Raw genomic sequence first — 10,417 nt, forward strand, 5'->3', positions numbered from 1 at the left:
CTTTTCCTCCACCGTTGGTTCAACTAACCGTTAAGACACAACGCACGTACCGACAGAAGCTGCTCAAGACCTGCTGCCTACGCTATGCCGATGAGCCTCAATTGTCTCTTGGCAAAGCAATGAGAATTGTTCCACAACATGCTTCCACCCGAACTCCGTTCTAGCAGTTGCAGCGGCACGCAAACCCAATGCCTGTGCTTCCTCACCATTGCTCATCAATTGTATGACACATGAAGCAAAGTCCTCCGGAGAATCCGCTAGAAGAAGGTGTTCGCGGTCACGCACGGGCAATCCTTCTGCGCCTACATGCGTAGAGACGATGGGCATCCCCATAGCCATGGCTTCATAGACCTTTAGTCGTGTGCCGCCTCCTATCCGCAAGGGTATGACGTACACACTTGCCCGCTCCATATACGGACGCACGTCATCGACCCGTCCCACGACGGTGATGAGCGGATCATACCTACTCATTTCAACCAACTGAGGGAGTGGATTGCGCCCGACAACCGTCAATCTAGCGTTTGGAACAACGCGTCTAATCTTGGGGAAAATAGCCTCAGCAAAGAAACGCATCGCGTCGTCATTGGGAAGCCAATCCATAGAGCCTGTAAATACAAGATGATTACGTTCTGGGGCCACCTGTCGACTGGACACAAAGTACTCAGTGTCAACCCCCGTTGGGATGTCCGATACCTTATGGATACCGTACTCTCGCTTAATTATCTCTCTGTCTTCCTTCGACACGGCGATTACCTGATCGAATCTCCCACAAGCTTTTTTTTCGTAATTGCGAGTCTTTCGCCATTGATCAAAGAAATATGCTTTCTTGAAAATGTTCTTCTGCACTTCATAGTGACGCTTCCAAATAAGCGCCTCCACGTTGTGCTGGAAGAGCACTGCTGGACAGGTCGCATCAGGAGGCCAATTCACGCTCGGATTCAGGAAGTCGCATACCGTCAAGTCTACACTCTTCTCCCGTAGCAACGCGCTCACGCATTTCTGCATTTCACAAGATCGATACTTTTCAATAAAGTAAGGGAGCATCGAGAAAGCGTTGAAAGCTAATTCTCGATAGAATGCACGAGTAAATTTTCCCGCTTGGCGGTGCGGCACGCAAATGAGCTCATGGCAGTATTGGCTTGCATCGGAATAAGCAGAATCCGGCGCCGCCCCATCGTCAAGCGTGAGATAAGTGATTCGATGACGTCTCTTCAACTCCTTGAGCATGTGATACGTGCGGATCCTTCCACCTTTATCAACTGGATGAAGTAGCTCCGTCTTTAGCCAAAGAATATGCATGAGTCCTTCTTCCCGAAAACTCTTTCAATTCTGTTGTTCTCCGTCAAAAAACCTTCTAAACCAGACTTCCATGTTTATCAGCATCCACATCCGCTCCGTGTGATTCTCTCCCGCGTAATGCCGGGAGACGAGGGTACGCACAAAGTCATGATTGAACAGACCGCGCGCGCGGACGCGGTCGCTCAGCACATACTCGTCGACGACTGAACGAAAGCCGCCCCGCAACCAGTCTCCGACTGGCACCGGAAACCCCATTTTCGTTCTCCTGAGAATCTGCTCCGGCACTATGCCCGTCATGGCTTTACGAAGAACATACTTTGTCGTTGCACCGCGAAGCTTCATATTGATCGGTAACCGCGTGGAGAATTCGACAAGCTTATGATCAAGAAACGGAACGCGACTCTCGATGGATGCAGCCATACTCATTTGGTCCTGCTTCATCAAAAGCTCATGGAGATATGTCTTCATATCAATGGCCAATAACTGATCCAATAAGTTAGTTCCGTCCAGCCCACTCATCAATTTGAGCTCAGATCGGTAGGGATCATGATCCATCATCATGTCTCGGGTCTGGCTGCTGAACAAGGCGTTCTGCATTGCATGGGGGAAAACGGCGAAGTTGTCGAAATAACACTGCCGCAAATTGCAGGGCAAGGAGAGAAATGTTCGGGACAGCGACCGCCAGATGCCAGCGTCGTGACTTAGATTTCCAATGGTCCGCTCAACCGTTCGACGTACTCGACCAGGAACGAATCGTTCATAGTACCGCCCTAACATCATATTGTAGATCGCGACACGGTATTTATTGTAACCGGCGAGCAGTTCGTCGCTCCCCTCCCCGGTCAGCACAACTTTGACATGCCGCGACGCCAGCTTCGATACAAAGTAAAGAGGGATAGAGGATGGATGAGCAATAGGCTCATCCTCCTGATACACCAGTGTAGGCAAAGCCTCGAAGAATTGTTGTGGGGTAACTAAAACCTCGTGATGGTCCGTCTTGAACGCTGCGGCGACCATGCGCGCGTACGGCAACTCATTGGCATCGCGCTCGGCAAATGCTACCGAGTACGTCTTGATCGGTTCTTTGACAAACTCTGTCATCACCGCAGCAATTGCGCTTGAGTCGATCCCGCCGGACAAGAACATGCCAAGCGGTACATCCGCCATGAGGTGGGTTCGAACGCACTCTCGGAACAAATCAAGGAAATCTGAAATGCTCTGGCGTTCCGATGGAACCGGCGATGGCTTATCATAATCGAGGTCCCAATAGGGAGTGATGGTGGTTTTTCCATTTACCCATTCTAAAGTATGCCCGGGCGGCAATCGGCGAACATCTCTGAAAAGCGTTTCCTCCCCGGAGGTATACCGATTAGCTGTAAATTCGCCCAATACGGAAAAGTTGAGTTCCGGTCTGATGGCTTGTCCTGCCAGTAGCGCCTTGATCTCCGACGCAAAGTATAGAGTTCCATCGTCCTTCAAGACGTAATACAGCGGCTTGATGCCAAGTCGATCGCGGGCCAGCAGGAGCTTTCCCTTCACTGAATCCCAAATTGCATAGGCAAACATTCCCCGAAGTTTTGTTACTGCGAGTACTCCTTCTTCTTCGTACAAATGCAGGATCGTTTCCGTGTCACTAGATGTTCGGTAGCGATGTCCCTGTTGTTCAAGAGCTGGTCTAAGCTCTCGGTGGTTGTAAATTTCGCCATTAAACACTATCCACACCGTTTCGTCCTTGTTCGACATCGGCTGATGACCGCCATTAAGGTCAACAATCGATAAACGGCGATGTGCTATTCCGACCTGCCGTCCTACATAGAGGCCAGCATCGTCAGGACCCCGATGAAATAGTGAGTCCCCCATTCGTTCTACCACCTCTCCACTGATCTCCCTACGCGCGTGAAGGGGAACCGTTATTCCACATATGCCGCACATGCGTTCTCGCGTTCCTAATCCCTGGCTACTCGTCCTAGTTGAGAGCTAATAGCGTCGAAGCTTACTTATGGGTTCCGATAAATCCTCTGATGTTAGCCGGTTTTTCTCGCAGTCAGGACGAACTCCGTATCAGATTGACAATGATGACTCAGCTGAAGGCCAACTCTATTCAACGCCTTTGTCATGCCACGAACTGTTTGAAAGGACTCACATCGAGCAGGATGCAACGGATATCGACACAGTCGACCAGTGAGGTGGAAACCCATTCCATTTGCCAAAACATACGTTCGATAAACAAGCCTTTTTAGATTGAGGGAGCAGATATCGGTCCACAACCACTTCCACGCGAGCGTGATCGGATGTAAGGCTAACCAAACAGTTCCTCCCGGCACCAAAATCCGTTCAATTTCCTTCAACACTGACGGCACATGCATGTACGGCATGGCGACTCGAGAGATCACAAGCTCGAACGACGCACTCACAAAGGGCAACTGCTCACCTCGTGCACACATAAAAGCGGTCTGCGGTGACAGCTGATGACCCAGCCGCAGCGCTGATAAATCGATATCTCCTCCACAGGCCATTTTCCCCGGGAGGGGCAGCCCCAATCCCAGAAGCGTCTGTCCCGCTCCGCAGCCAATGTCCAAGATACGGCTCCATTGATCCGGCAACATTGGCATGATCCTCCGGGGATCGGATGTATCCTTTGCGATGCGGAGTTCGCCAAGGTGATACCGCTCATTCTCCGTCAGTTGAGTGACCATTCCTGTTCCTCTTGAATTACTTGACAGTCGTCCAACTACCTGTGGACCTGCGCTTCCGGAGATGGTGTTGCAAGGCCCCCTCAAGCATACGGACGATAACCTTCGGTATGTGTAGGAGATCCGTTGTCTCTTCGATTTCTTCCACGACTCTCAATATTGTCTGCGTTTCTACGATCACATGCGGCATGAGCATAGTTACACAGGTGCAGGTCCCTATTGCCTTCCAGGTCGTGACTAGAACAGGAGCCTCGACGCGGAAACCATAGCACGGAGATACCCAACTATTTTCTTTCCGTGTCTGCGTGGTCAGTGCAATGCCGCGATCATCACTCACAGCCGTTACGATCAGTAATTCCTGTCCTGCGTCCGTTGACGCATAGGCACCGTCGACCCGCGAAGTCACATGACATGCGGGAGAGAAATGCAAATAGGATGCATATCGATGTGCCTTACGCGCATCTAATCGATCATGGAGGATTAGACAGGAACTCAATGGATGCTTGTCTGGTTCTGATTTGCCTAATGCGCTCGTGCGAGTATGTGTGACAGGATCAGTCAGTCGACGATAACCTTCATGTTGTCCCCTAAAGCAAAGCCATCGGGAGGTCTCTATGAACGCCTTGGCCTGTGACGTTCCGATAGTACTCCATGAAAATGGCCCTCCCGAGGTTGACTGCGAAAGATCGTCAACAGTGAGTGTGTTATGAGCACGAGTGGACCTAAAGTAGTCTCGCAATTGTACGTCACCGGTATAGGTATAGGTTCCAGGATCGACGACCCATGTTACACCGGAGGCGGAATATTCAAACGACAATGCATCTGCATGTGCGTGTCCGCAATTCATCGTTCCATGCGGACCACAATCGATCAGCAAATGACTGGATCTGTCCGACCAACCGCTGCGCATGACGAAATATCCTCCATCACTGAATTGCTTAGCCAATTCGGCAGGAGACATGGATTCGAGATCATCATAAGTCGCCACACCTTCAGACCCCAGAAGCCATAGGAGCTCTGGCTGGTCTCGGCCTGCGAGGTATTTCCACCTCGGATTCTTGAATAAGGTTGCACCAAGAGCCAAGGTATCGCGAAAATCATTCCGGGGCCGGACGCCCAACGAAAGAAGTACGCCCCCGTCATCATCACCTATATACGGAGAAGATCCATCCGGCCTACCGATCCACATTAGGTGATCAAGAAGAAGTTTCAGCTTCTGTTCGACCAGATCGGGAAGTGAAACACCCTGAGCACGGGCCATGATATAGAAATGAAGGTAAAAATCCGTTGTGTAACGATGATAGTAGGAGGCTTGCTCGAAGTGTACCCCGTCCTCTTTTACTTGCACCTGGATCTGCTGCAGAAGGATCTTAAGACCCACCGCTCTCCACCGTTTGGCATCACATAGCTCAGGGAGTGTGCTGCCGAGATAAAATAGCCCGAGCGCTTCACCTGTGAGATGGGTGTTCGGACTAAAATAGTACGAGAGATACGTTTCCACGTGATGACCTTGTGCGACTAAATACTTGAGCATGCGCACAACGAACGGGGTAGTTAATGCCGTTGATTCAACGAATAGATGCAATGCCCATAACCACGAGATAATGCGAAACGCGAGTTCTAGACTGCTCACCCAATTGATCCCTCGTTTTGGCAGATTCGCATCCATCCACGATGATATGAGCTTGACGAAGGTTTCCGCGTAACGTTCATCGCTAGTCAACCGGTACGCCTGACCGAGTGTAACGATAAATTGATGGCGGTTTAGTTCCCAAATGATTTTCTTGTCGCCGACCACGTGATGGTCAAGATACGGCACCCGTGTCCAATGGTGCAGGGGGGCGCGAACTCGAGATAACGGTTCCAAATGCCAATCTACGGGAGAGCCGAACCAGAGGTCCTTATGCCCCAAGAGGTCAAACTGATATGCACAACAACGATCTGCCCGTTCGATTATCTCTCTCGCAACACCAGAGAATCGACTACTCATGACATCACGAATTCCCTGATGTACTCCCCACGATGCAAACAACGGAGTTTTCGTTGCCGCGATTCTTTCCCTTATATAAACAGCCGCAAGCTCAACCGAATTGGTCGCTTTGCCTGCCTGAAGTCGTTTTAAAAATTGTTGATCGCTCAATTCGAAGCACCGGAGGCCAAGCAGTCTTTCACATACCTTATTTATTTCCTGTTTTCCCCGCACCCAATATTCGTCGAAGCTTCGTACGCGCATTAGTTGTTCGTCGTCCTTCTAGTGGGTTGTACTAAGTGCACGGTAAAACCTCTCTACTTATGCGGGGTTTTCCCACCGAGGAGGTAGTGGAAGAGCGGGGAGCCATCTATTGCTCGCCTGCTGCGATGACGGCCATCTATACAACTGCATTGAGAGGCGCATATGGTGTACAAGGCTCAGTCTCATGGGCATGGGTAACGCGATATCGATGGAACTAGAATGTCCAGCTGGTAGTGTGGGAATTTCACCCGGATAGTTTCTTGAGGAGATCGGGGGTGGAATGGACTATGTCCATCTGCACCTGGTGATTCCGCCGAAGTATCTGGTGTCAATGGTAGTGGAGACCTTGAAGAGCGTGATACTTTGGCGGCTGAAAGAGACATTCGCGCATGGGGCGCCCAACCGACTGCAGCAGCGGTTTGTGGCCGCGGCTCCCAATCGCATCTGGGCCGGCGACCTGACCGCCATTCCAACGCATGCAGGCTGGATGTATTTGGCTGTGGTTCTGGATCTGTATTCGCGCCGTGTCATCGGGCTGGGCCATGAGTCCACGTCCGGATCAGCAGGTGGCGCTGACGGCGTTGCAGATGGCCCTCACCCATCGATGCCCACGACCGGGGCTGATTCATCACAGCGATCAGGGGGCACGTACACGAGTGGGGCCTACCAACGGCTCATGCGTCAGGCCGGGTTAGCGGCAAGCATGAGTCACAGGGGCAACTGTTACGCCAACGCCGGAGTCGAAAGCTTCTTCAGTACGCTCAAGAATGAACTGGTTCATGATCAGGACTTCTGGGCCCGTGAGGAGGCCCAGGCGGCGGTGTTTGAGTTCATCGAGGTGTTCTACAATCGGCAACGGGTGCATCAAACGCTCGGCTACATCAGCCTAGTGCAGTGCGAAGCCGCATATGTGCCTTAACTCAGTGTCCAAGGAATCGGGGGTAGCTCACTCATTTCTTTATCACAAAATTGCCCAATATCTATTTCATACGGAGCGAGTGTCCGAGCGGCCTCCAACATGCCTAAGCACCAGATGGTACTCCGAATGCCATCTCGGACAGTGACCTGTGGAACCTCGCCTCGGACAATGGCAGAAACGAAGGCTGTCATCTGCTCTTGATATCCTTTATCAGGCCACCAGCATGACCGCACCTTGTTCACTCCGGTTTTTATTTCAACTCGGGTGAAATCCTGCACTGACGCACCAATCCCTGGGGCGAATATCTCCACCCGTTCACCGGCTGAAGTCTTACTCCCAACCGTACAATAGGTCAGGTTTCCAATTGACCCGTCTGCAAACTTAAACGTCGCAGCCAGATTGTTCTGACCAATTGGATCTCTTTGCTCGAGTGGAAGCGAATACGCCATTACAGTGACCGGCTCAGAGTCCAATAGCCAAAACATCAAATCTACGAAATGACATGCTTCGCCCAAGATCGCTCCACCGACAGTGGGATCTGCCATCCAGTAGCTTCCCGAGATGCTGGGAGAATTGACCCGGCAGTTGATCACCGCCGCTGAATGCCGCTGATTCAAGGCACGTTTTAATTTCAGGTAGTAGGGCGCATATCTCCGATTGAAGCCGACGGTGAGTTTCTTACCTGTCTCCGCAACGGCTTGAGCAAGGGATCGGCATTCGCCCTGAGTTAAGGCCATCGGCTTTTCGACAAACACGTGCTTGCCAGCCCGCAGGCAGGCCTCTGCTTGCTGTGCGTGATATTGATTGCGGCTGGCAATGATCACCAGGTCGATATCCTTATCATCCAGAATATCCTGATGCGACGATGTGTAATAAGTTGCTTTAAACCGTTCTGCATAACTCTTACTTCTGGCCCCATTCGACGAATGAACGGCATGCAACTGGACGTTCGGAAGCTTCTTAAGAACGGGCAGATGCTCCCAACGAGCGAGGTTCCCAGCGCCTATTAATGCAGCGCGTAACACGCCCTTGAAAGAACTCGGTACAGGGCCGGTGGTATTGACCCGGGTGACGGGGACATAGACTGGTTCGTACATGGACTGACCGGCGATCGGATAGCGAAGCAACACTGCTATACTATCTGAAGTCGACTCCATAATCGTCTGGTAGGCAGTGGCCGCTTCCTCAAGCGGATATTCATGAGTAATGAGCTTCTGCAAACTCACTTGACGATCCCCTACAAGACGAATGAACTCCTGCATGTTACGTCTTTCAGTCCATCGAATATAAGAAATTGGATAGTCTATCCCCTGTTTCTCATATACTGGATCATAACTGCCTGGCCCATAGGCTCGCGCCATAAACAGCTGAATCTCTTTTAGGTACATCTCATTCCAAGGAAAGTTCATTTCAACCGCGCCGACGATTACTAGACGGCCCCTATCGCGGCAGATTCGTAATGCCTGCTGGCACGGCACAGAGGATTTCGCAGCCGCCGTGACAATGACACAGTCTGCTCCTTTTCCTTCAGTGAGGGAGTGCACAGCCTCTAGCAGTCCATCACCGCCATGGACTGCGTAGTCGGCACCGAGGCCCTTCGCTAGCTCCATTCGGTCCAACTTCAGATCAATGGCGATCACTCGGCCACCCTGTAGCTTGACGAGTTGCGAGACAAGCTGTCCGACCAAACCGACTCCCAACACGGCGACTACATCGCCTACGCCTATCCCAGCAGTTCGAACCGCATTCAATGCAATGCTTCCCAATGCCGTAAAACTCGCATGGCTGAAGGACACAGCATCCGGCACCCTGGCTGTCAAATTCTCTCCTACAAGCAGTGCCTCACCATGGCCTGTTCCTTCTCCTCCATAGGCCACTCGATCGCCAACTTTCAGGTCCTTCACCGATGGATGGACTGCAGCGATCAGGCCCGCGCCAGAATATCCGAGAACAGCGTACTCGTTCAATTTTGCGCGCACTTCAGTAATCGTCTTGACGGGACCCATTTTCTGCATGACATCATAAATTTTTCGAAGGTGAGAAGGATTGTCCGCCACTCCACGAAGAAGTCCTTCGGTATGGATGCTGGCGGTCTCTGTTCCACTGCTAATCAACGAATATACCGGCTTAACAACAAGATGATGAGGGATCGGAATTGGATCAGGTACGCTATCAACTAGAATATCCTTAAACCCTTTCCGTAACACCTGCTTCATCTTTTCCTCCTCACTTCACTGAGCTCACTATGACATTATTGCGAGGTGCCGTCTTTTTCATTAGCTCATGGTAGAGTTGCAACCATGTTCCCCTTACTTCTGTCCACGTGAATCGTCTGGCGGATTCTCGGGCATTACGTGCAAGTCGCGATGCCACAGTAGGATCATCTAGCAACCGAAGGGCATTGCTCGCGAGAGCTTTATAGTCTCCACATTCCACTATCAATCCTGTTTCATCATGGGTCACGATCCACGGAATTCCTCCGGCATTCGTCGTTACCACTAACAGTCCGGAGGCCATACTTTCCGTGATTGAGGCGGGCATGTTGTCAATGTCAGATGCGTTCAAATAAATATCGTGCCGGTCATAAAGATCTGGCATCTCCTCAAAAACTACGCGCCCTATAAACGACACGTTCTGTAATTGTAGATCCTTCGCCAACTGTTCGAGCTCACCTTTCATCCAGCCATCAGCGGCGATGGTCAACACCGCTTCTGGATAGTGCCGTTGAATGAGGTAAAATGCCCGAAGCACATTACCGACGTTATACAAGGGCTCAAGAAGGCGGCTACATAGAAACACTGGACGGAGTGGATCGCGGTCTCGAAATTGGAATCGATCGAGTTCAACCAGATTGAATATCGCTCGCGCGCGCAATCCAAATCTCGCAAAAACTGCTACAAGATAGTCAGATGGAACCACTATCGCGTCAGCCAAACGCATAATGGGAGTCGTGGTAAGTTTCCAATTTGCCAGATGACCCTCTGCTTCGCCGCTACGATAGTTGACAATTACCTGTTTGCCATACACCTTCCCGATCAAAATGACCGGCGCGACTGAAAGTAGATAAGAATAGTATGAGGCCGAAAATACGTGCACCACATCGCAGAAAGGAAGTCGAATCGCTAAGATAATCCAGTAGAGCAATGAAGTAATTGCGGTGCGAAGATACTTGACCTTCTGCATCCAACGAAAGGGAAATGGGAGCCGAGGATTGTGGGGGATGAAACGGAGATCAAGCGATGTGATGCCCCCACTTTCGTGGACACTTCAAAA

At 51.1% G+C, this 10,417-nt stretch carries 7 protein-coding genes; 1 reads left to right on the forward strand and 6 read right to left on the reverse strand.

The genetic code is table 11. From position 1 onward, the window contains the following. Positions 1-63: 63 nt before the first annotated feature. The 4 genes from A4E19_13640 to A4E19_13655 all read right to left on the reverse strand — a co-directional run bounded on the left by A4E19_13640 (position 64) and on the right by A4E19_13655 (position 6,225). Entirely contained in the window at positions 64-1,299 is a 1,236-nt protein-coding gene (locus tag A4E19_13640; GenBank protein ID OQW37441.1) for a hypothetical protein, read from the reverse strand. A 24-nt stretch (positions 1,300-1,323) separates the two neighbouring features. Further along, on the reverse strand, positions 1,324-3,231 hold the full coding sequence (locus A4E19_13645) for a hypothetical protein (GenBank protein OQW37442.1): 1,908 nt from the start codon (positions 3,229-3,231) through the stop codon (positions 1,324-1,326). A gap of 92 nt (positions 3,232-3,323) precedes the next feature. Beyond that, a complete protein-coding gene (locus A4E19_13650; GenBank protein OQW37443.1) occupies positions 3,324-3,995 on the reverse strand; it encodes a hypothetical protein in 672 nt (223 codons plus the stop codon). Between the two features lie 16 nt (positions 3,996-4,011). Continuing rightward, a complete protein-coding gene (locus A4E19_13655; protein OQW37444.1) occupies positions 4,012-6,225 on the reverse strand; it encodes a hypothetical protein in 2,214 nt (737 codons plus the stop codon). 280 nt (positions 6,226-6,505) lie between these two features. On the opposite strand from A4E19_13655, the gene A4E19_13660 reads away from it, so the two are divergent. Beyond that, positions 6,506-7,144 carry a hypothetical protein gene (locus A4E19_13660; GenBank protein OQW37445.1) on the forward strand — a complete coding sequence of 213 codons (639 nt, stop codon included), beginning with the start codon at positions 6,506-6,508 and terminating at the stop codon, positions 7,142-7,144. Here the strand turns inward: A4E19_13660 and A4E19_13665 are convergent. Both A4E19_13665 and A4E19_13670 read right to left on the reverse strand, forming a co-directional pair. Continuing rightward, positions 7,141-9,360, reverse strand: a complete 2,220-nt coding sequence (locus A4E19_13665; GenBank protein ID OQW37446.1) for a hypothetical protein — start codon at positions 9,358-9,360, stop codon at positions 7,141-7,143. The genes A4E19_13660 and A4E19_13665 overlap by 4 nt on opposite strands. A 10-nt stretch (positions 9,361-9,370) precedes the next feature. Continuing rightward, positions 9,371-10,327 carry a hypothetical protein gene (locus A4E19_13670; GenBank protein ID OQW37447.1) on the reverse strand — a complete coding sequence of 319 codons (957 nt, stop codon included), beginning with the start codon at positions 10,325-10,327 and terminating at the stop codon, positions 9,371-9,373. Positions 10,328-10,417 lie beyond the last annotated feature (90 nt).

It is taken from the genome of Nitrospira sp. SG-bin1 (assembly GCA_002083365.1).
Classification (GTDB): Bacteria; Nitrospirota; Nitrospiria; order Nitrospirales; family Nitrospiraceae; genus Nitrospira_D.

What these genes read in the sequence shown, in the direction of transcription:
- A4E19_13640 (OQW37441.1), bottom strand. Translation starts at nt 1,299, where the DNA reads ATGCATATTCTTTGGCTAAAGACGGAGCTACTTCATCCAGTTGATAAA.
- A4E19_13645 (OQW37442.1), bottom strand. Translation starts at nt 3,231, where the DNA reads ATGTGCGGCATATGTGGAATAACGGTTCCCCTTCACGCGCGTAGGGAG.
- A4E19_13650 (OQW37443.1), bottom strand. Translation starts at nt 3,995, where the DNA reads ATGGTCACTCAACTGACGGAGAATGAGCGGTATCACCTTGGCGAACTC.
- A4E19_13655 (OQW37444.1), bottom strand. Translation starts at nt 6,225, where the DNA reads ATGCGCGTACGAAGCTTCGACGAATATTGGGTGCGGGGAAAACAGGAA.
- A4E19_13660 (OQW37445.1), top strand. Translation starts at nt 6,506, where the DNA reads ATGGACTATGTCCATCTGCACCTGGTGATTCCGCCGAAGTATCTGGTG.
- A4E19_13665 (OQW37446.1), bottom strand. Translation starts at nt 9,360, where the DNA reads ATGAAGCAGGTGTTACGGAAAGGGTTTAAGGATATTCTAGTTGATAGC.
- A4E19_13670 (OQW37447.1), bottom strand. Translation starts at nt 10,327, where the DNA reads ATGCAGAAGGTCAAGTATCTTCGCACCGCAATTACTTCATTGCTCTAC.